Below are 19,267 nucleotides of genomic sequence, written 5' to 3'. Positions count from 1 at the left end.
GGGATGCGACCGCTGATCGGCATCTGCGCCGCCCTCGAACGCGCCCGCTGGTCGGTCTGGGACCTCCAGGCCTACCTGCTTCCGCGCATGTACGTCGACGCCGTGCAGCGCGCGGGCGGCTCGGCCGTCCTGCTGCCCGTCGATCCGGGCTGGGTCGAGGACCCCGACGAGCTGCTCGATCGCCTCGACGGCCTGATGCTGGCCGGGGGCGCCGACATCGACCCGTCGACCTACGGGGCCGAGCGCGATCCGATGACGATCGGCACCGTGCCCGAGCGCGACGCGTTCGAGCTGGCCCTCACGCGCCGCGCGCTGGAGCGCGACCTCCCGTTCCTGGGGATCTGCCGCGGGATGCAGCTGATGAACATCGCCGCGGGCGGCACGCTGATCCAGCACCTGCCCGACTCCCACGGCCACGAGGACCACCGGCGCGTGAGCGGGACGTTCGAGGGCGCCGACCACGACGTGCGCCTCCAGGCGGGCACGCTGGCCGCGCGCGCGGCCGGGGAGGAGCTGCACGCGACCAAGAGCCATCACCACCAGGGCGTCGGGGCGATCGGCGAGGGCCTGCTGGTCAGCGGCCGCGCCACGCTGGACGATCTGCCCGAGGCGATCGAGCAGCCGGACCGCCGCTTCGCGCTGGGCGTCCAGTGGCATCCCGAGGCCGACGAGACCAGCCGCCTGATCGGCGCCCTGGTCGAGGAGGCCGCCGCAGCCCGCCGTGCCTGAGGCGACGTATCCGTTCGGGCGGGCCGTCGCGTCCTTCTACCTGGGCGACGGCGAGGCGAACCTCCCGCAGGCCCGCCCGCTGCTGGCCTACGGCGCCAACGGCTCGCCCGAGCGCCTGGCGGCCAAGCTGCCCGGGATCGCGGTGGCCGCGCTGGCCGCGACGCTGCACGGCTGGGCCGTCGTGCACTCCCGCCACGTCTCGCCCTACGGCCAGGTGCCGGCCACGCTGGTCGCCGCGCCCGGCGCGCGGGCCGCGGTGCACGTGCTGCTGATCGCCGACGCCGACCGCGCAGCCCTGGACGCGACCGAGCCCAACTACGACCTGGTCACGCTGACCGGGCTGGACCTGGAGGTCGAGCGGCTCGGCCGCCTGGACGCCGTCGAGGCCTACGTCGCCAAGTGGGGCCCGCTGCTGATCGACGGCGCGCCCGTCGCGCTGGGCACGCTGGATCAGCCCGCCCTCATCGCAGCAGTCCGCTCGTCCTAGCCCACGCCTCGGTCCGCCGCATGCCCTCGTCGAGGTCCACGCGCGGCGCCCAGCCCAGCAGCTCGCGGGCGCGGTCGTTGGGGTAGGCGGCCCGGCGCGAGACGTACTGGATGGCCTGACGCGAGACGGGCGGCGTGCGGCCGCGCAGCCGGGCGATCGTCTCCACCGCCAGCGCTCCGGCGGTGACCAGCGGCCGCGGCGCGGTCGGGATCCGCCGGCGGCCGAGCATGCGCGCGTGGTGGGCGAAGAAGTCGCGGGCCGCGATCGGGTGTCCGTCGTGGATGGCCAGGCCGAGCCCGGCCGCCGCGTCGGGGGCGCTCACCGCGCGCACGATCGCGTCGACCAGGTCGTCGACGTAGATCGGCGTCATCACGCCGCCGCCGTCCCCGGGCAGCGTGAACTGGCGGGCGCGGATCGTCTCGAGCGGCCGGATCACCCACGGCACCGAGCCCGGCCCGTAGACGTCGCCGGGGCGGATGACCGTGGCGCCACGGCGGCGGGCGAGCTCGTCGGAGGCCGCCTTGGTGTCGACGTAGGGCGCGCCGGTGCGCCGCGTGGGCGCGTCCTCGGCCACGTCGGCGGCGAACTCGTAGCCCCAGGCGGCGACGGAGGAGACGTGCACCACGGGCCGGCCGTCGGCGGCGTCGAACACATTGCGCGTGCCGCCGACGTTCACGCGCACGAAGTCGGCCATCGCGCCCCAGTCGGTGACGACGGCGGCGGTGTGGACGACCGCGTCGACGCCGTCCAGCGCCGCGGCCAGCCCGGCGGCGTCGGTGACGTCGGCGGCCAGGGGCGTCACGCCGGCCGACGGGGCCGGGGCGCGCAGGTCCAGGCCGACGACGGAATGGCCGTCGGCGACCAGGCGCGCGCACACCGCGGCACCGATGAAGCCGGCGGCGCCGGTGACGGCGACACGCGGAAGTGAATCGGTCATGTGCGACAACTATGCTCCCTCGCGCCGTGCGCCTGTCCACTGCCATGAAGGGCGTCGCGTGGGGCGCCGTCGCCGTGGGCTTCGCCGCCCCGCTCGTCAGGCGCAAGCTGCGCCTGAAGCCCCCGGTGGTGGCGGGCCTCGCCGCTACCGCCCCGTTCGCCCTGTGCGTGGTCCTTCCCCGGTCGCGCAAGCGCGACGCGGCCGTCTGCGTGCTGCAGATGTGGGCCTATCTCTCGATGTACGAGATGCCCAACGACGACCCGGAGAAGCTCGAGGCGCGCGTGCACGTGCGCTACCCGGTGGTCATCGATCGGGCGATCGGCCTGGGCGAGCTGCCCGGCGTGCGCCTGCAGAAGCTGTTCTCCAAGCCCGCCGGCCTGCGGCGGATGGACGCGGTGCTGGTCGGCGCGCACTGGGTGTGGTTCCTGGTGCCCCACTCCGTGGTGGCCTACATGCTGATCTTCCGCCGCTCGCGCTTCGAGCGCGCGGCGCTGATGGTCTACGCGGTCTTCGACCTGGGCGTGCTCGTGTACTGGGTGCTGCCCACCGCGCCGCCCTGGTACGCGGCCAAGCACGGCGTGATCGCCGCGCCCGAGGCGGCCGAGCCCGCGCTGCGCCGCCTGATGGTCGAGCAGGGCGAGGCGTTCTGGCGCGACCGCTGGGAGCCGATGTACGACTCGCTGGCCGGCAACCCGCTGGCCGCGATGCCGTCGCTGCACTTCGCCACCTCCGCGATGGCCGCCTTCGTGCTGGCCGACGCGGGCCCGGTCGAAGGGGCGATCGGCTGGACGTATGCGCTCACGTTGGGCTTCGCGCTCGTCTACCTCGGGGAGCATTACGTCGTGGACCTGTTGGCGGGCATGGGGCTGGTGCTCGGCGTGCGCGCGATGGAGCGCCCGCTGACGCCGATGCTGCGCTCGATCAGCCGCGGGGTGAACGCCCTCGAGGCAAGGGTCGCTGGCTGATGGCCGACGAGACACGCGTGCGCGAGCAGCGCCACCAGGAGGAGACGGTCAAGCCGTGGTCGGCCGAGGCCTTCGTGGAGCTCGAGCAGGAGGCCCTCGACGACGAGGAGATGCCGCGGGTCCACATCTCGCGCAAGATGATCGCCGTCGGCGTCCTGTTCGTCGTCACGGTCGTCGCCTTCTTCATCTTCGTCCTGCCGCAGATCAGCGGCCTGGAGGACACCTGGCACCGCATCGAGGACGGCGACCCGTGGTGGCTGGCCGCCGCCGGGGTGTTCGTGATCGCCTCCTTCGGCGGCTACGTGATGCAGTTCGTCGGCGTGTTCGGCCCGGGCGCGCCGCGCAAGCTCACGCCGGGTGAGGCCTACCAGGTGACGATGGCCGCGCTGGCCGCCACGCGGCTGTTCGCCGCCGCCGGGGCGGGCGGCCTGGCGCTGCAGGCCTGGGCCATGCGCCGCTCGGGCATGTCGCGGCGGATGGTCGCCGACCGCACGATCACCTTCCTCGTCGTGCAGTACTGGATGTACACGGGCGCGCTGGTCGTGTTCGGGCTGGGCCTGGACATCGGCCTGTTCTCCGGGCCCGCGCCGTTCGCGGTGACCACGCTGCCGGCGATCCTGGCCATCGTCGCCATGACCATCGCCGGGCTGATCGCGCTGACGCCGACCGACGTCGAGCGGCGCCTGCAGGAGTGGCACGCGCGCGGCAAGGGCGGGCGCCTGTCGCGCCTGGCCGGCAAGCTGGCCACCGGTCCGGCTGCCGCGTCGGCGGGCATCCGCGGCGCGATGGCCCACATGCGTCATCCCGACCGCGCGGTGTGGGGCGCGGCGCTGTACTGGGCCACGCAGATCGCCGTGCTGTGGGCCGCTTTCCACGCCTTCGGCGACCCGCCCTCGCTGGCCGTCCTGGTGATGATCTACTTCGTCGGCATGCTGGGGAACCTGCTGCCGCTCCCCGGAGGCGTCGGCGGGGTGGACGGGGGCATGATCGGCGCCTCGCTGGCCTTCGGCGTGCCCTCCAGCCTGGCGGTCGTGGCGGTGCTCACCTACCGCGCGTTCGCCTTCTGGCTGCCCACCGTTCCGGGCATCATCGCCTACTTCCAACTGCGTCGGACCGTGGCTCGCTGGAAGGCCGAGCCGGTCGTCGAACCGGCCTGAGGTTCGCTACTATACAAAGTGAAGTGACACCCATGAGCGACACCACAGACACCCCCATCGAGAACGTCATCATCATCGGCAGCGGGCCTGCCGGGTACACCGCTGCGCTGTACACCGCGCGCGCGAACCTGAACCCGCTGGTGATCGAGGGCTTCGCCTGGGGCGGCCTGCTCCAGCAGACCACCGAGGTCGAGAACTTCCCCGGCTTCCGCGACGGCATCATGGGCCCGGAGCTCATGCAGACGATGCGCGACCAGGCCGAGCGCTTCGGCACGCGCTTCATCACCGATCTGGTCACCAACGTCGAGCTGGCCGACGAGCCCGGCGGCGTCCACAAGGTGTGGGTCGACGAGGACGAGCTGCACCTCGCGCGCACCGTGATCCTGTCGATGGGCGCCGAGCACAAGAAGCTGGGCGTGCCCGGCGAGGAGGAGCTCGGCGGCCGCGGCGTGTCCTACTGCGCCACCTGTGACGCGGCGTTCTTCAAGGACGCGCACACGGTGATCGTGGGCGGCGGCGATTCGGCGATGGAGGAGGCGATCTTCCTGTCGAAGTTCGCCAGCCACGTCGACGTGGTCCACCGGCGCAACGACTTCCGCGCCTCGAAGATCATGCTCGACCGCGCCGCCGCGATCGACAACATCCACTTCAAGACGCCGTTCACGATCGAGCGCTTCGAGGCCGTCGAGGGCGACAAGCTGCCGACCGCGCGGCTGATCAACACCGAGACCGGCGAGACCGACTCGCTGCCCAACGTGGGCACGTTCATCGCGATCGGCCACGAGCCGCAGTCCGACATCGTGCGCGGCCAGATCGACATCGACGACGAGGGCTACGTGATCACCCAGGGGCGCTCCACGCGCACCAACCGTCCGGGCGTGTTCGCCGCGGGCGACCTGGTCGACCACACCTATCGCCAGGCGATCACCGCCGCCGGCTCGGGCTGTCAGTCCGCGCTGGACGCCGAGTGGTACCTGCGCGACACGCCCCAGGTCCCGACGCCCGCTGGGATGCCCGAGGGCGACCTGGCCGAGGCGCAGTGGGCGCCGTCGGTCGAGCAGTAGCCGCCCGCGCCGAAACGGCAGCCATTGTCGGCTCAGCGTCGCTATGCGACGCCCACCCGACAATGAGCGCCCTCGAGAGCGGCGACGTGCCAGAAACCGCCACCGCTCCGCTTCGGGCGTCGCTCCTCGCCGACGCGGGCGGTGCCGCAGACGCGCGCTTTCTTCGCTGCCCGCCCGGTCGTTGTCCGATCGGTCCCGGATACCGGGCTCGAGCGGACAACGTTCAGGCCGCAGCGCGCGCGCAGGGCGAGGGCGCCGCGCCGGCGATGTCCACGCCCAGCCACTCGGGCACGACCCGGTCGTCGTCCAGCGGGCACCAGGCGCCCTCGCGCTGGCCGTAGGCGGCCTGCGGTCCCGCGGCCAGGCCGCGCACGAGGCGGTCGGCGTCCTCCAGGCGTGAGGCGATCCCGAAGCTGGCCCGCAGCGCGCCGGCCGGAGCGCCCAGGCGGGTGAGCGCCTGGTGGGCGCAGAAGCGCCCGTCGCGCAGGCCGATCCCGTGCTCGGCCGACAGCCAGGCGGCCACGTGGCCAGGCTCGAAGCCGTCGACGGTGAACGTGACCACGCCGATCGCGCCCGGAGCGTCCGGCCACAGCGTCAGGACACGCACCCCGTCCAGCTGGGCCAGGCCCGCGAGCAGGCGCTCGCGCAGGGCCGCCTCGTGGGCCTCGAGCGCGCCGGCGGGCAGGTCGGCCAGCGTGGCGCAGGCCTCGGCCAGGGCGACGGCGCCGACCAGGTTCGGCGTGCCGGCCTCGTGGCGGGCCTCGCCGTCGGCCCAGTCGACGCGCTGGCGACCGACCTCGCGCACCGCGCCGCCGCCGGCCAGGTAGGGCGCGGCGGCGTCCAGCCAGTCCCGGCGGCCGACCAGCGCACCGGCGCCAAACGGCGCGTAGAGCTTGTGGCCGGACAGGGCGACGTAGTCGGCGCCGATGTCCTGCAGCGAGAAGCGCCGGTGCGGCGCCAGCTGGGCCGCGTCGACGGCCACGCGCGCGCCGCGGGCGTGAGCGAGCTCGACGATGGCCTTCAAGGGCAGCAGCTCGCCGGTGACGTTGGAGGCGCCGGTGACGGCGACCAGGGCGACCGGCGTGGCATCCAGCGCCGCGCGCAGGCGCTGGAGCGTCGCGGCGACCGTCGGGCCGGCCTCGATGCAGCGGTGGCGCCCGTCGCGCCAGGGCAGCAGGTTGGCGTGGTGCTCGGTGTCGAGGAACAGCACCTTCCCGCCCGCCGGCGGGACCGCGCGGGCCAGGAGGTTCAGCGCGTCGGTCGTGTTGCGGGTGAAGACGACGGCGTCGTCGGCGCCTGCGCCGACGAACCGGCGCACGCCGCCGCGCGCCTGCTCATACAGCGCGGTGGCGACCTGCGAGGGCAGGCCGGCGCCGCGGTGCACGCTGCCCGCCCAGGGCAGCACCCGGGTGACGCGCTCGGCCACGGCGGCCAGCGCCGGCGCGGTCGCCGCCTGGTCGAGGTTGGCGTAGCGCACGGTCGCGCCGCCCAGCACGGGCACCTGCAGCTCCTCGCCGACGACGGGCAGCAGCCCGCGGGTGGCGACCGGGTACGACAGCACGTCGATGGACGACATGGGTGGACCTCATCTTGTGATCGGGACCCGATCACGCAGGTCCACGGTTTGCCATTGGCCTGGTCTTCACCCGGGGCACCCCATCGCGGAGGAGGGTTGCCGGCCAGCGAGCCGGGGCTTCGCGCTGGCGCTCTTGACCTGTCACGAACGTAGCACGGCAGATCGCGCCGCGCCTTCAGCCGATCTGGACGAGTGTCCGAACTACTTGGGCCGGATCGTGACCTTGTAGCGGCCCGAGCCCTGGTAGGTCTCGGTGCAGGTGTAGGCGACCCAGCCGTCCTTCAGGCAGCGCATCTGGTAGGGCGCCTCCCAGCCGTTGTCGTTCATCTCGACCCGGCCGGCGCCGCCGCCCGGGAAGGACAGCTGCCACGCGTTGTGGCTGACCTGGATCAGGCACTTGCCGTCGTTGCGGATCGTGGCCGAGTAGCCGTGTGCGTCGCTGTCGCTGCCGGGCGTGAAGGTCCCGTACTCCTCGTCGCGGGTGCAGTTGGTCGGCTGGCCCTGGGAGCTGACGACGGCCCGCCCGGCCATGTCCTCGAAGAACAGCGTGCCGGTCTCGCGGTGGTCGCGCAGCGGCTTGGTCGTGACCGCGTCGTCGTCGTCGCCTGCGCCGCGCACGGTCGTGTCGTTGCCGTCGGTGACCAGCAGGTCCTGACCGCCGCCGCCGTCCAGGACGTCGCGACCGCGGGTGCCGACGAGGACGTCGTCGCCGCCGCGCCCGCAGATCACGTCGTCGCCCTTGGTCCCGCGCAGGACGTCGTCGCCGGGCGTGCCCGTGATCGTGCAGCGCGTGGCCGCGTCGCCCCGGCTGCCGGCGGGCCAGATCGTCACCTTGATGACCTGGTCGCCGCGGTAGCTCTCGTTGCAGACGTAGCCGCTCCAGCCGTCGCCGCAGATGAAGCGATAGTCGGTGCCGGTGCCGTCGTTGCCCATCTCGATCGATCCGCTGCCGCCGGGCATGGTCAGCTGCCAGGTGTTGTAGCTCGGCTCGATCGCGCACGACCCACCGTCCCGGGTGGTCATGCCGTAGGCGTGGGACTCGTTGTCGCTGGCCGGCGTGAACGCGTCGTACTGCTCGTCGCGGGTGCAGTTCGTGGGCTGTCCCTGGGACGCCGCGACGCGGCGGCCGGCCATGGCCTGGAAGTGGACGTCGCGCGTCTCGCGCCGGTCGCCGACGGCCTGGGTCGCGTCCGCGGCCAGCGCTGTCGCCGCGCGCTTGATGCGCACCAGCCAGCGACCGCCGCCCCCGGCCGTCTCCGAGCACGCGTACGGCCCGGTCCAGCCCGCGACGCAGCGCAGCTGGTACGGGCCGCCCTTGTCGTTCATCTCGACCTCGCCGCCCCCGCCGGGCAGGTTGACCCGGAAGCGGTAGTAGCTGGGCTGCACCGCGCACCAGCCGCCGTCCTTGATGACCAGCGAGAAGCTCAGCGGCGACGGGTCCTGGTTGGGGTCCAGCGTGAACGGCCCGGTCAGCTCGTCGCGGGTGCAGTTGGTGCGCGTTCCCGCCGTCAGCGTGCCCTCGGTTCCGCCCAGGTCGCCTTCCACGTAGATCGTCTGCGACCACGGGTAGTCGCCCAGCAGCTGCTTGGCCCGCTCGTCGCCCGCGTCGGTGTCGAGCCGGTCGCGGCCCTGGTCGTCGACCAGGAAGTCGTGGCCGCGTCCGCCGTCGAGCACGTCGTCGCCGGTTCCGCCGGCCATGCGGTCGGCGCCGGCGCCGCCGAGCAGGAGGTCGCGGCCGGCGCCGCCGATGATCTGGTCGTTGCCGCCCAGGCCGCAGATCACGTCGTCGCCCGCGGTGCCGCGCAGGCGGTCGTTGCCGGGCGTGCCGGTGATCGTGCAGGCCTGGCGCCAGCGATGCGCGGGGGTGAGGTTGACGACGCGGTTGCCCTGCTCGGTGGTCTCGGTGCAGATCGCCCCGTCAGCGGAGTACTGCTCGCGGCAGTTGGGCTGCCAGTTGGCTGGTCCGTGGCCGTAGTCGACGTTGTTGATCTGGGCCTGCTGATGCGAGCCGTCGGAGAACCGGAAGCTCCACGTGTTCGTGCTGCGCTCCAGCGCGCAACCGTCCGAGGTGCGGATCGTCGCGTCCAGGCCGTACTCCGCCGTCTTCTGGCTGACGGCGTAGTGCTCGTCGCGCGTGCAGTTGGTGGGGTGGCCCTGGTAGGTCGTGTACCAGCCGTCGCCGACCGCGACCTTGGCCTTCAGCTCGACGCGGTAGTCAGCCTGGGCGGCGGAGGCGGCGAGCAGGGCGGCGGCGGTGGCGACGAAGACCGCGGCGCACATCCGTGTGCGGAGCATGCGGGCGAGAATACAGAACGCCGTACAGGATCAGCGAAGGTACAGCGGGTTGGAGAGCACCCAGGTGCGCTCGCGGCCGCCGTGGCGCAGATGCGCGCTGACCCGCCAGACGCCCGCGCCGTCGGCGCTTTGGCGCAGCTCGACCGCGTCGCTCGCCTCGCTGACCAGGTTCCCGTCGCGCCACAGCCGCAGCGTCGCGGCCCGCGGCGCCGTGGCGACGAGCTCGACCGGCTCGGTGAACGGGCGCTCGTCGCCCATGCCGGGGCCGAACGTGAAGCCGGTCGCGTCGGCCAGCGAGTCGCGGGCCAGGAACGCGTGGCCGGCGGCCAGCGCGCCGATCACCGCCTCGGGCGTGACCGCGGCGACGAGCACGTGGGTGCGCAGCAGCGCGAACGAGCGCGCGTAGGACATCGTGCGCAGCCGCACGCGCCCGTTGCGGCGCAGGCCGTACTGGTGCGCGTCCAGGCCGGCGATCGCCGGCAGGCGCCGCTGCCGGCCGATCTCGTCCCAGCGCGCGAGGTTGCGGGCCGGCGGATCGGCCAGGATCGCATCGGGGTCGCGCGCGAAGCGCAGCAGCGCCAGCGGTGAGCGCAGGTACTCCAGCGTGTCGGTGACCAGGCTCCACAGCTCGATCCCGTCGACCGGCGCGCGCAGGTCGCCGTAGGGCGCGGCGCGGCCCGCGCGCCCCAGCACCCAGCCGCCGCGCGAGAACGGATGGGCGGCGAAGCCCACGCCCCCGGCCGCGTGCACGCTCTCCAGCACCGCGCGCGACGTGCGGCGCGCGTGGCGCACCACCTGGTCGGTCCCCAGCGCCAGCAGGTGGCTGCGCTGCAGAGGGGAGACCTCGTGACCGGCGATGACCAGGACGCCGTCGTGCCAGCCCGCCTCGCCCCGGGCGCGCAGATCGTCGTGGTCGGTGACGATCACCACGTCGGCGCCGGTCTCGCGCGCGGCCGCGGCGATCTCGGGGATCGTGCCCGTGCCGTCGGAGTACACCGAGTGCACGTGGATCACGCAGGTCAGCTCACGGGACATCGACGCCTGACCGTAGTGAACGACCGGCGGGCCCCAGCGGGCCCGCCGGGCTCACTCTTGCTAGACGCGCCCGGCGCGCCGGCGGCGGCTGGAGGTCGCCGCGTCCACGACGACGGCGCCCAGCAGCACCGCGCCGGTGACCATGTACTTGACGTCGGAGTCCAACGCGAGCAGGTCCATGCCGTTGGAGATCGAGCCGATCACCAGGGCGCCCAGCAGGGCCGACCACACGCGACCGCGACCGCCGAACAGCGAGGTGCCCGCGATGACCGGGCCGGCGATGGCCAGCAGCAGCAGGTCCGAGCCGCCGGAGGACTGGTTGACCGCCAGCAGGCGCGAGGCGGCCAGGACGCCGCCGCAGGCCGCCAGGGTGGAGGCCAGCGCGAACACGGCGATGCGCACGCGCGCGGTGTTGATGCCGGCCCGCCGGGCCGCTTCCTCGTTGCCGCCCACCGCGTAGATGTGGCGACCGAAGCGGGTGCGCTGGGTGATGTAGTCGAAGATGATCACGAAGCCGACCAGGATCACCAGCGCCAGCGGCAGGCCGCGGTCCTGGTTGACGACCCAGACGGTGGCCAGCACCGGGATGGCCATGGCCACGATGCGCACGAGCAGCACGACGGGCTGGGGCGCCTCCAGGCCGGCCCGGACGCGCATCATGCGCCCGTTGAGGGTCACGGCGGCGAACGCGGCGATCAGGGCGACGGCGATGATCCAGCCGACGACGTCGCTGAAGAACGTGCCGGTCAGGTCGATGATGAACTGATCGTTGATGTTGATCGTGCCGGTGTCGCCCAGCACCCACAGCTGGACGCCCTGCCAGCCGAGCAGACCGGCCAGCGTGACGACGAAGGATGGGATCCCGAACCGCGTGTGGATGGATCCCTGGAACGTGCCGATCAGCGTGCCCGCGATGATCGCGGCGAGGATCGCCGGGACGGCCGGCCAGCCGTGCTTGACGTTCAGCACGGCCATGATCGCCGCGCACAGACCGGACACGACGCCGACCGACAGGTCGATCTCGCCCAGCAGCAGGACGAGCACCACGCCGATCGAGATCATGCCCGTCGCCGCGATCTGCAGCGTCAGGTTGGTCAGGTTCAGCGCGGTCAGGAAGCGGTCGTTGGCGATCGTGAAGATCACCCAGATGACCGCGAGGATGATCAGCACCCGCAGCGAGCCGAACTCGCCCTGGGTGAAGCGGCGCAGGAAGTCCTTGGGCGACGCGGGCAGCGCCTCGACGGTGGTGTCGAGGGGCGCCTCGGGCGTCTCGGGGGCGGGGGCCTCGGTGCTCATCAGGCAGCCGCCTTTCCGTTGTCGTTGATGCGCAGGCCGGTGATGGCGCCGACGACGTCCTCGCGGGACACGTCGGCGATGCGGAAGTCGCCGTTGCTGCGGCCCAGGTACAGGACCGCCACGCGGTCGGCGACCTCGAAGACGTCACCCATGTTGTGGGTGATGACCACGACGCCGAGGCCGCGCTCCTTGAGGCGCTTGATCAGGTCGAGCACCTGGCGCGTCTGGGGGACGCCCAGCGCGGCGGTCGGCTCGTCCAGCAGCACGACCTTCGGCTCGCCCAGCAGCGAGCGGGCGATCGCCACCTGCTGGCGCTGACCGCCCGACAGTGAGGCGACCTCGGTGCGCACGCTGGGGATCGTCGTCGACAGCGTCGAGAGCAGCTCGTGTGCGCGGTGCTCCATGCCCGTCTCGTCCAGCTGCGGGCCGAAGTTGGTCAGCTCGTGACCGAGGAACAGGTTGCCGACGACGTCGAGGTTGTCGGCCAGGGCCAGGTCCTGGTAGACGGTGGCCACGCCGAGGTCCGCAGCAGCCTGCGGACCTCGGACGTTGACGGCCTCACCCTGAAAGCGGTACTCGCCTTCGTCCGGGTCGTAGATGCCCGACATGACCTTGACCAGGGTTGACTTGCCGGCGCCGTTGTCGCCCACCAGGGCGACGACCTCTCCGGCGTCGACAGAGAAGTCGACTCCAGAGAGCGCTTGCACGGCCCCGAAGCGCTTCGAGACTCCTCGAAGCTCCAGGACAGGTGTGGTTTCGGTCATGTCGGGCGGTCTCTCCCTCGTGCGCTAGCTGATGCCCGCGTCGGCGCAGGCCTGCTTGTACTCGGCGGTGCAGATCTGAGCCGCCGTCCAGAACCCATCCTTGACGATGGTGTCGTTGACGTTGTCCTTCGTCACGACGACCGGCTGCAGGAGCACGGACGGGATCTGGCCCGAGCCGTTGTCCGTCTCGCCGTTGACGACGTCACCGCTGGGCGTGTTGCCCTGCAGCAGGTCGAACGCCAGCTGCGCGGCGGCCTCGGCCTCCGGCTTGATGGCCTTGTAGATCGTCATGTACTGCTCGCCGGTGAGGATCCGCTGAATCGCGGCCAGCTCGGCGTCCTGACCCGTCACCGGGATCACCTTGGGGTCCATGCCCGCGGACTTCATCGCGGCGATCGCGCCGCCGGCGGTGCCGTCGTTGGCGGCGTAGACGCCCTTGATCTTGTCCTTGCCGACCGCGGTGATGGCCTGCTCCATCTCGGTCTGGGCCTTGTCGGGCGACCAGTCCGGGGTGTCGTACTCCTTGGCGATCTCGACGCCCTTGGCCTTGAACACCTCGCTGCTGCCTTGCGAGAACAGCTTGGCGTTGTTGTCCGTCGGTGCGCCGTTGATCTTGATGATCGGGCCCTTGGCGTTGCCATCGGCGGCAAGCTTCTCACTCAGCGACGTGCCCTGCAGTTCGCCGACCTTGACGTTGTCGAACGAGATGTAGTAATCGACGGGCGCGTCGGTGATCAGACGGTCGTACGAGATGACCGGGATGTTCTGCTGCTTGGCCTTGGTGGCGATCGAAGCGGCGGACGCCGAGTCGACCGGATCGAGCACGAGGACCTTGGCGCCGTTGGTGATGGCCGCGTCGGCCTGGCTCTGCTGCTTGGACGCGTCCTGGTCGGCGTTGGAGTAGATGATCTCGCAGTCCGGGCAGATCTCCTTCATCTTCTTCTCGAAGTTCGGGCGATCCTGGGACTCGTAACGAGCCGTCTTGGTCTCCGGCAGCAGGAGCGCGATCTTGCCGCTCGTGGTTCCGCTGGAACCGCTGTCGGTGCTGGCCTGGGTGCTCGCCCCGCCAGAGGTGCTGGCGCTGGTCGAGCTGTCGTCGTCGCTGCCGCAGGCACCGAGCGCCACAGCGCTGGCACCGATGGCGGCGATCGACAGAATGGAACGCATGTTCATGGTGTGGGGCTCCTCCTCAGGACCCTGTGGCGGTGAGTCCGCCGGTTGCTTGCATCAGGGGACGGTCGGCCTCGCCGATGGCGAGAGCGACCGCTCCGCGTACTTCTGCCTGGTCACCCAGCACGCCGGTTGAGACCTCGGCGTCCTCCGCTGCCGAGGGGATGGCGTAGCGGCGCAGCGCGCCGCGAAGCGGATCGAGCAACTGGTCGCCGGCGGCACTGAGGTCGCCGCCGACGATGATCCGCGCCGGGTTCAGCAGGTTGCACAACATGGCCACCGCCCGGCCGATGTGCTGGCCGGCGTCCGCGATGACCCGCCGGCACCCGGGGTCGCCCCCGCGCGCCAGCCCGATGACGTCCTCGATGCCGAGATCCGTCCCGTGGGTCCGGCTCAACTGCTCCAGGAGGCCGGGCGTCGCCGCCACGGTCTCCAGGCATCCACGGTTCCCACACCGGCACACGTGCCCGTCCTCATCGACGAGCAGGTGACCGATCTCTCCCGCCGTACCGCCCGCACCGTGATGGATGCGGCCCCCGACGATCATGCCGGCACCGATGCCGGAGCTGACCTTCAGGTAGACGATCTCCTGGGCGCCCTGGCCCGCGCCGAACAGCGCCTCGCCGAGCGCGCCGAGGTTGGCGTCGTTCTCGACGACGACCGGCAGGCCGAGGCGGTCCTCCATCTCCTCGCCGACCCGCACGCCGGCCCAGCCGGGCATGATCGTGCTCGAGCCGACGGCGCCGGTGCGGTGGCTGATCGGGCCGGGCATGCCCAGGCCGACGTTGATGACCCGGTCGCGCGGGACGCCGGCCTCGTCGAGCACGAGCTCCACGAGCTCGGTCGCGGCGGCCATGCTCTCGGCGGCGGACTGGTCGACGTCGATCTCGCGCTCGGCCTGGGCCAGCACGGCGTGTGACAGGTCGGCCACGGCGACGCGCAGGTGCGAGTGGCCCATGTCGATCCCGATCGCCGCACCGGCGGAGCGGTCGAGGGCGAGCAGCACGGGCGGCCGCCCGGCGCCGGCGGTCTGGGCGCTGTCGCGCGGGTCGGAGCCGCCGCGCTCGCTGATCAGCCCGCGGTCGATCAGGTCGGTGACCAGGCTGGACACGGTGGTGCGCGACAGCCCGGTGTGGCGGGCGATGTCGGCGCGGCTGGCCACCCCGCGCTCGAGCAGGACGTCGATCACCCGGAGCAGGTTGTGCTCACGCAGCGATTCCAGCGAGCCAGTGCGGGGGGACAGACCCAAGGCGGTGCGCATCCTCTGCCTCGCGGGGGAATTTGTCAAGGCTCCTGAGTTAAGTCTGCGTTAGGGCGCCGAATATGTGCGAGTTCTGTATTAACGCGGCGTTTAACAAGACCCTGCGTCCGGCTGCGGCTCCTCGCCGGTGGATGCCTATGCTTCGGACGCCGGATGTCCGACCTGTCCCTGCCGGAGACCTCGACGAGCCCGCCCCCAGGCGTTCACGCCCGGGAGCTCTGCGATCGCGCTTCGCTGGGCGGCGTGATGGCCGGGGTGCCGCCGGACCACGACGACGTCGTCGATCCGGTGCTGCTGCGCGAGACGCTGGCCGCCCAGCCGCTGATCGAGCTGGCCGCCGAAGGCGACGGCGACGGCGACGAGCCCGTGCGCTTCCCGCAGATCGCCACCGACGCCAGCGTGCTCGGCGCGATGTTCTCGATCCCGCTCGAGCAGGCCTGGGCGCTGCTGCCGGCCACCGAGCGGCTCGTCCCCGTGCGGGCGACCCCGCGCCGCGCGGCGATCTCGTTCTTCGCCTGGTCGGTGCGCCGCGGATCGCTGGGGCGCTACCACCAGATCGGCGTCGCGGTCCCGGTGGTCCTCGACCAGCCCAAGCCGCCGTCGCCCTCGCCGCCGAACGGCTGGCGTGATCCGTCGATCGGGCTGTACGCCGTCGAGCTGCCGACCGACGACGCGCACGTCGCCCGCGTCGGGGCCGCGTTGGCCGGCCTCCCGCACGTCGTGGGCACCGCGGACGTCAGCGTCGACCTGCGCGGGGGCCAGGCCGGCTTCGTCCTGGACGGCGAGCCGATGGCCCGCCTCGACGTCGAGCTCAACCGCTGGGCGCGCCACCGGCGCTTCGACCTGTCCTTCCAGGCCTACTCGCTGCTCGGCGGCCGCATCGTGCGCCAGCGCTACGTGTCGGTCGGCGACGGCTACCGCGGGCGCCGCGGCGAGGCGCAGATCACGTTCGGCGAGCATCGCCGGGCGCAGCGGTTGGCCCGGTTGGAGCTGAGCCGGCGCCCGCTGGAAGTCCGCGCGCTGCCGCGCGTCAACTGGATCTCGTCCCCGCCCGAGGACCTGGGCGCGATCTAGTGCCCTAGCGGGTGATCGTCGGCCCGCAGGCCTCGATGTCGGCGCGCAGCTTCTCGGCGCGCTCGGCCGTCCAGCGGCCGGTGTTGACCAGCCGGTCGAGCAGCTCGTCGACCTTGTCCAGCGCCTCCTGGGCGGCCGGATCGGCGGTGATGTCCTCGACGAAGAGCAGCGTGTCGGCCGCGTCGCGGAGCAGATCCTGCTCAGCGGGCTGAAGCTTGGTGGGGCCGACGTCGACCAGGGTGGTGGTCACACGGCCGTAGGCCTGGGCGCGCTCGGAGGTCATCGCCCTCTTCACGGTAGCGTGCCGCGGATGCTCCTGCGTGCGGTCGAAGGTGGAGTGGTCGCCATCGGACAGGCATCGCACGCCTGGGTCTCGGGCCAGCTGGCGCGCGCGTGGGACCCGCGGCCGGAGCCCTACGACGCCGTGTGCCTGGCCGCCGAGCAGCACGACGTGGGCATGGCGCAGTGGGATCTGACGCCGACGCTGAACCCGGTGACCGGCCTGCCGACGTCGTTCATCGAGCTGGACCTCGACACGCACGTGCGGCTGTGGTCGGCGGCGCCGGCGCGGCTGCTGACGCAGAGCCGCTACGCGGCGCTGCTGGTCTCGCTGCACGGGTCGCGCCTGTACGCGCTGCGCGACCTGGCGGCGATGCCCGAGCACGAGGCCGACCAGATTCGCGCTTGGGAGGCCACCCAGCGAGTGTTCCGCGCGCGCCTGATCGCCGAGCTGGGCGCCGATCCCGAGGTGCTGCGCGCGCAGCAGGCGCTGCTGTGGTGCTGGGACAGCCTGTCGCTCGGGCTGCTGCTGGGCTGGGAGACGTTCACCGTCGAGGGGGTGACGCTGCGCGACGGCGCGGTGCTCGAGCCCTGGCCGTTGTCGGTGCCCGAGCTGACCGTCGTGTGCGAAGGGCGCCTGCTGGAGGGCCGCTTCGACGATGTCGCGGCGCTGCACGCCGCCCTGGAGTCGGCCGAGCACGTCCCGCTGTCCTTCACGCTGCGGCCGGCCTCGTGATGCGCGTCGACCTCGAGGGCGTCCCCGAGACGATGCTGTGGACGCTGTACATGCGCGCGACCGAGGCGCGCCGTCCGGACGCGGTCATCGTCGATCCCCGCGCGATCGAGCTCGTCGACGCGATCGACTACCCGTTCGCGGAGCGCTTCGGGCGCGAGCTCGGCGTGGCCGGCCAGTGGCAGGCGCTGCGCTCGCGCGTGTTCGACGCGGGCGTGCGCCGCTTCCAGGCCGACTGCCCGGGCGGCACGGTGGTCGCGCTGGGCGACGGGCTGGAGACGACCTTCTGGCGCACCGACGACGGGCGTCAGCGCTGGCTGTCGGTGGATCTGCCCGAGACGGCCGAGGTGCGCCGGGCGCTGCTGGGCGAGGACGAGCGCCGGCGCGTGTGGGCGGGCTCGGCGCTCGACGACGCCTGGATGGACGAGCTGGCCGGCGCGCGCGGCGTGCTGCTGATCGCGCAGGGCCTGCTCATGTACCTGCAGCCCGACGACGTGCGCGGCCTGTTCGACCGGGCGGCGGCGCGCTTCCCGGCCGCCGGGTTCGTGTTCGACACCGCACCGCGCTGGTTCAGCGAGCTGGCCCGGCGCGGCCTCCTGCGCGTGCCCACCACCGGCTACGTCGCGCCGGCGATGCCCTGGGGGATGGACGCGGTCGAGCGCTGGCGCCTGGGCCGGCGCGCGTCGATCGACCGGCTGCGCGAGCTGCACCTGCCGATGGGCCGCGGGGTGACGCTCGGCCTCGCCTACCCCGTGCTGGAGCGCGTGCCGCTCGTGGGCGACGTGACGATGCGCGTGTTCGAGGCGCGGCTGGCGGCCTGAGCCGTCACGGCCGCGCGCCCTCGAGCGCCAGCAGCTGCTGCTTCTTCTCCACGCCGCCCGTGTAGCCGCCCAGCGCGCCGCCGGTGCGCAGCACGCGGTGGCAGGGCACCACGATCGGGATGGGGTTGCGGCCCAGCGCGGTGCCGGCCGCGCGCACCGCGGCGGCGTTGCCCGCGCCGCCCGCGACCGACGCGTAGGTGCCGGTCTGGCCGAACGGGATGCGCGCGGTGGCCTCCAGCACGCGGCGGCCGAAGTCGGTGCGCACGAGGCCGAAGTCGATCGCCACGTCGAAGTGGTCGCGGCGGCCGGCGAAGTACTCGTCCAGCTGGCGGCGCACGTCGTCCAGCCGCGCGGGCGCCTCGAGGACGCGGGGCGACAGGCGGGTGGCCAGGTCGCCGACGACCGCTTCCTCGCCACCGTTGAACTGCTCGTAGGCCAGGCGCACGAGGCCGCGCGGGGTGCGCGCGGCGATCAGGGAGCCCAGCGGGGAGTCGACGCGCGCGTAGGCCACGTCGAGCAGCCCGTGGTCGGCGGCGCGGGCGACGAGGCGCTCGAGCAGCTCGGGCGGTGGGGAGCCGGTGGGGGCGGAGAGCGAGGTCATGGGGTCTGCACCTCCTGGCGCAGGTGCTTGAGGCCGTCGGCGATGCGCCGGCGGGCCGCTTCGGGGGAGATGTGGAGGGCGTCGGCCACCTCGTGGGGCTTGAGGTCGCCGGCGTAGCGCAGCGTGACGGCGGCGCGCTGGCCGGTGGGCAGCGACCGGACCGCGTCCCACAGCGCGTCGTCGGGTGGAGGTGGGTCGTGGACGCCGCGATCGGGGAGCTCGGCGGACGGGATCGCCCGCCGGGCGCGGCCCCGGTGCACGTCGATCGCCTTGCGGTGGGCGATCGTCACCAGCCAGGCCTCGACGTTGGCGTCGGCGGGGAGCTTCGGATAGGCCCGCAGCGCCGACAGCCACGCCTCCTGGAAGGCGTCCTCGGCGTCCTCGCGCCCGGCCGTGGCGACGCACACCCGCCACACGCGGTCGCGGTGGGCGTCGAGCACCTGTTGGAACGGGATCACGGTCATGGAGACGCCCGGCGCACCCAGACCGTGAGGCTCAGGTCGCTTCGCCGCGCAGGACGGCCAGCCCCGAGCGCTCGCCCTTGAAGGCCAGCCGCGGGACCTCGCTCAGCGGCAGCCACTCGGCGGCCAGCTTCTCGTGCTCGTCCAGCCGGAAGACGCCGCCGACCACGCGCGCCTCGAACCCGATGTCGACCGTCCAGCGCCCGTCCTCGCCGTACTGGCTGGAGAAGGCGCCCAGGATCCGCTCGGTGGCCACCGCCAGCCCAGTCTCCTCGGCCAGCTCCCGACGGATCGCGTCGCCCGGCGTCTCACCCGGCTCGACGAACCCACCGGGCAGGTCCCACGATCCGCGGTAGGGCTCCTGGGCCCGCTGCAGGACGAGATAGCGACCCTCGTCGTCGCGCACGAACGCGTACGTCGTGACCGCCGGGTTGTCGTAGTGCACGAAGTGCCCGCGTGGGCAGGCCGGCCGGCCGGCGTCCGGGCCGTCGGCGATGGGCGCCAGCGGCGAGGCGCACAGCGGGCAGAAGCGGTAAGCAGGCGGCACACACCGGATCCTGCC

The 19,267-nt window shown here is 72.8% G+C and carries 20 protein-coding genes and 1 riboswitch; of the genes, 8 read left to right on the top strand and 12 right to left on the bottom strand.

From position 1 onward, the window contains the following. Positions 1-3: 3 nt before the first annotated feature. Entirely contained in the window at positions 4-729 is a 726-nt protein-coding gene (locus tag ACZ5UI_RS12800; RefSeq protein WP_464197571.1) for a gamma-glutamyl-gamma-aminobutyrate hydrolase family protein, read from the top strand. Next, entirely contained in the window at positions 722-1,216 is a 495-nt protein-coding gene (locus ACZ5UI_RS12795) for a hypothetical protein (RefSeq protein WP_464197570.1), read from the top strand. The genes ACZ5UI_RS12800 and ACZ5UI_RS12795 overlap by 8 nt, the downstream gene beginning before the upstream one ends. Here the strand turns inward: ACZ5UI_RS12795 and ACZ5UI_RS12790 are convergent. Beyond that, positions 1,191-2,153 carry an NAD-dependent epimerase/dehydratase family protein gene (locus tag ACZ5UI_RS12790; protein WP_464197569.1) on the bottom strand — a complete coding sequence of 321 codons (963 nt, stop codon included), beginning with the start codon at positions 2,151-2,153 and terminating at the stop codon, positions 1,191-1,193. The two genes, ACZ5UI_RS12795 and ACZ5UI_RS12790, sit on opposite strands and share 26 nt — an antisense overlap. Positions 2,154-2,179: 26 nt before the next feature. Between ACZ5UI_RS12790 and ACZ5UI_RS12785 the strand changes: the two genes are divergently transcribed. From ACZ5UI_RS12785 to trxB, 3 genes are read left to right on the top strand one after another with little or no spacing between them, the layout of a single operon-like run. After that, positions 2,180-3,118 (top strand): phosphatase PAP2 family protein, encoded by a 939-nt coding sequence (locus tag ACZ5UI_RS12785; RefSeq protein WP_464197568.1) that lies wholly within the window; start codon positions 2,180-2,182, stop codon positions 3,116-3,118. Further along, positions 3,118-4,275, top strand: a complete 1,158-nt coding sequence (locus ACZ5UI_RS12780; RefSeq protein ID WP_464197567.1) for a lysylphosphatidylglycerol synthase transmembrane domain-containing protein — start codon at positions 3,118-3,120, stop codon at positions 4,273-4,275. The genes ACZ5UI_RS12785 and ACZ5UI_RS12780 overlap by 1 nt, the downstream gene beginning before the upstream one ends. A gap of 32 nt (positions 4,276-4,307) precedes the next feature. Further along, positions 4,308-5,339: a thioredoxin-disulfide reductase gene (gene trxB / locus ACZ5UI_RS12775; RefSeq protein WP_464197566.1), complete on the top strand. Its 1,032-nt coding sequence runs from the start codon at positions 4,308-4,310 to the stop codon at positions 5,337-5,339. A gap of 223 nt (positions 5,340-5,562) precedes the next feature. On the opposite strand, the gene ACZ5UI_RS12770 is transcribed toward trxB, so the two are convergent. From ACZ5UI_RS12770 to ACZ5UI_RS12740, 7 genes are all read right to left on the bottom strand, one after another. Then, positions 5,563-6,915 carry an aminotransferase class V-fold PLP-dependent enzyme gene (locus tag ACZ5UI_RS12770; protein WP_464197565.1) on the bottom strand — a complete coding sequence of 451 codons (1,353 nt, stop codon included), beginning with the start codon at positions 6,913-6,915 and terminating at the stop codon, positions 5,563-5,565. A 39-nt stretch (positions 6,916-6,954) separates the two neighbouring features. Then, a riboswitch (SAM riboswitch) is annotated at positions 6,955-7,054 on the bottom strand. A 62-nt stretch (positions 7,055-7,116) separates the two neighbouring features. Further along, a complete protein-coding gene (locus ACZ5UI_RS12765) occupies positions 7,117-9,210 on the bottom strand; it encodes a calcium-binding protein (protein WP_464197564.1) in 2,094 nt (697 codons plus the stop codon). Between the two features lie 30 nt (positions 9,211-9,240). Further along, positions 9,241-10,245 (bottom strand): CehA/McbA family metallohydrolase, encoded by a 1,005-nt coding sequence (locus ACZ5UI_RS12760; protein WP_464197563.1) that lies wholly within the window; start codon positions 10,243-10,245, stop codon positions 9,241-9,243. A gap of 60 nt (positions 10,246-10,305) precedes the next feature. After that, on the bottom strand, positions 10,306-11,541 hold the full coding sequence (locus tag ACZ5UI_RS12755; RefSeq protein ID WP_464197562.1) for a sugar ABC transporter permease: 1,236 nt from the start codon (positions 11,539-11,541) through the stop codon (positions 10,306-10,308). Next, positions 11,541-12,305 (bottom strand): ATP-binding cassette domain-containing protein, encoded by a 765-nt coding sequence (locus tag ACZ5UI_RS12750; protein ID WP_464197561.1) that lies wholly within the window; start codon positions 12,303-12,305, stop codon positions 11,541-11,543. Before ACZ5UI_RS12750 ends, ACZ5UI_RS12755 begins: the two co-directional genes overlap by 1 nt. A gap of 24 nt (positions 12,306-12,329) precedes the next feature. Further along, entirely contained in the window at positions 12,330-13,478 is a 1,149-nt protein-coding gene (locus tag ACZ5UI_RS12745) for a sugar ABC transporter substrate-binding protein (protein ID WP_464197560.1), read from the bottom strand. A 16-nt stretch (positions 13,479-13,494) separates the two neighbouring features. Beyond that, positions 13,495-14,724: an ROK family transcriptional regulator gene (locus ACZ5UI_RS12740; RefSeq protein WP_464197559.1), complete on the bottom strand. Its 1,230-nt coding sequence runs from the start codon at positions 14,722-14,724 to the stop codon at positions 13,495-13,497. A gap of 165 nt (positions 14,725-14,889) precedes the next feature. On the opposite strand from ACZ5UI_RS12740, the gene ACZ5UI_RS12735 reads away from it, so the two are divergent. Continuing rightward, positions 14,890-15,810, top strand: a complete 921-nt coding sequence (locus tag ACZ5UI_RS12735) for a hypothetical protein (RefSeq protein ID WP_464197558.1) — start codon at positions 14,890-14,892, stop codon at positions 15,808-15,810. A gap of 4 nt (positions 15,811-15,814) precedes the next feature. Here ACZ5UI_RS12735 and ACZ5UI_RS12730 read toward each other — a convergent pair whose 3' ends face one another. Continuing rightward, the gene (locus tag ACZ5UI_RS12730) at positions 15,815-16,093 is read right to left on the bottom strand and encodes a hypothetical protein (protein ID WP_464197557.1); all 279 of its coding nucleotides are present in this window, start codon (positions 16,091-16,093) and stop codon (positions 15,815-15,817) included. A gap of 27 nt (positions 16,094-16,120) precedes the next feature. Between ACZ5UI_RS12730 and ACZ5UI_RS12725 the strand changes: the two genes are divergently transcribed. Together ACZ5UI_RS12725 and ACZ5UI_RS12720 are read left to right on the top strand one after the other, a co-directional pair. Continuing rightward, on the top strand, positions 16,121-16,825 hold the full coding sequence (locus ACZ5UI_RS12725) for a DUF3891 family protein (protein ID WP_464197556.1): 705 nt from the start codon (positions 16,121-16,123) through the stop codon (positions 16,823-16,825). Then, positions 16,825-17,643 carry a class I SAM-dependent methyltransferase gene (locus tag ACZ5UI_RS12720; RefSeq protein ID WP_464197555.1) on the top strand — a complete coding sequence of 273 codons (819 nt, stop codon included), beginning with the start codon at positions 16,825-16,827 and terminating at the stop codon, positions 17,641-17,643. The genes ACZ5UI_RS12725 and ACZ5UI_RS12720 overlap by 1 nt, the downstream gene beginning before the upstream one ends. 4 nt (positions 17,644-17,647) lie before the next feature. On the opposite strand, the gene ACZ5UI_RS12715 is transcribed toward ACZ5UI_RS12720, so the two are convergent. Genes ACZ5UI_RS12715 through ACZ5UI_RS12705 form a run of 3 tightly spaced genes read right to left on the bottom strand, consistent with a single transcriptional unit; the run spans position 17,648 to position 19,252 of the window. Then, positions 17,648-18,244: a methylated-DNA--[protein]-cysteine S-methyltransferase gene (locus ACZ5UI_RS12715; protein WP_464197554.1), complete on the bottom strand. Its 597-nt coding sequence runs from the start codon at positions 18,242-18,244 to the stop codon at positions 17,648-17,650. Further along, a complete protein-coding gene (locus tag ACZ5UI_RS12710; protein ID WP_464197553.1) occupies positions 18,241-18,708 on the bottom strand; it encodes an RNA polymerase sigma factor in 468 nt (155 codons plus the stop codon). Before ACZ5UI_RS12710 ends, ACZ5UI_RS12715 begins: the two co-directional genes overlap by 4 nt. A 31-nt stretch (positions 18,709-18,739) precedes the next feature. Further along, positions 18,740-19,252, bottom strand: coding sequence for an NUDIX hydrolase (locus ACZ5UI_RS12705; protein WP_464197552.1), 513 nt, complete (start codon positions 19,250-19,252; stop codon positions 18,740-18,742). Between the last annotated feature and the right edge of the window lie 15 nt (positions 19,253-19,267).

The organism is Conexibacter sp. JCM 18997 (genome assembly GCF_055391915.1).
This window is presented reverse-complemented; position numbering and strand designations above follow the sequence as displayed.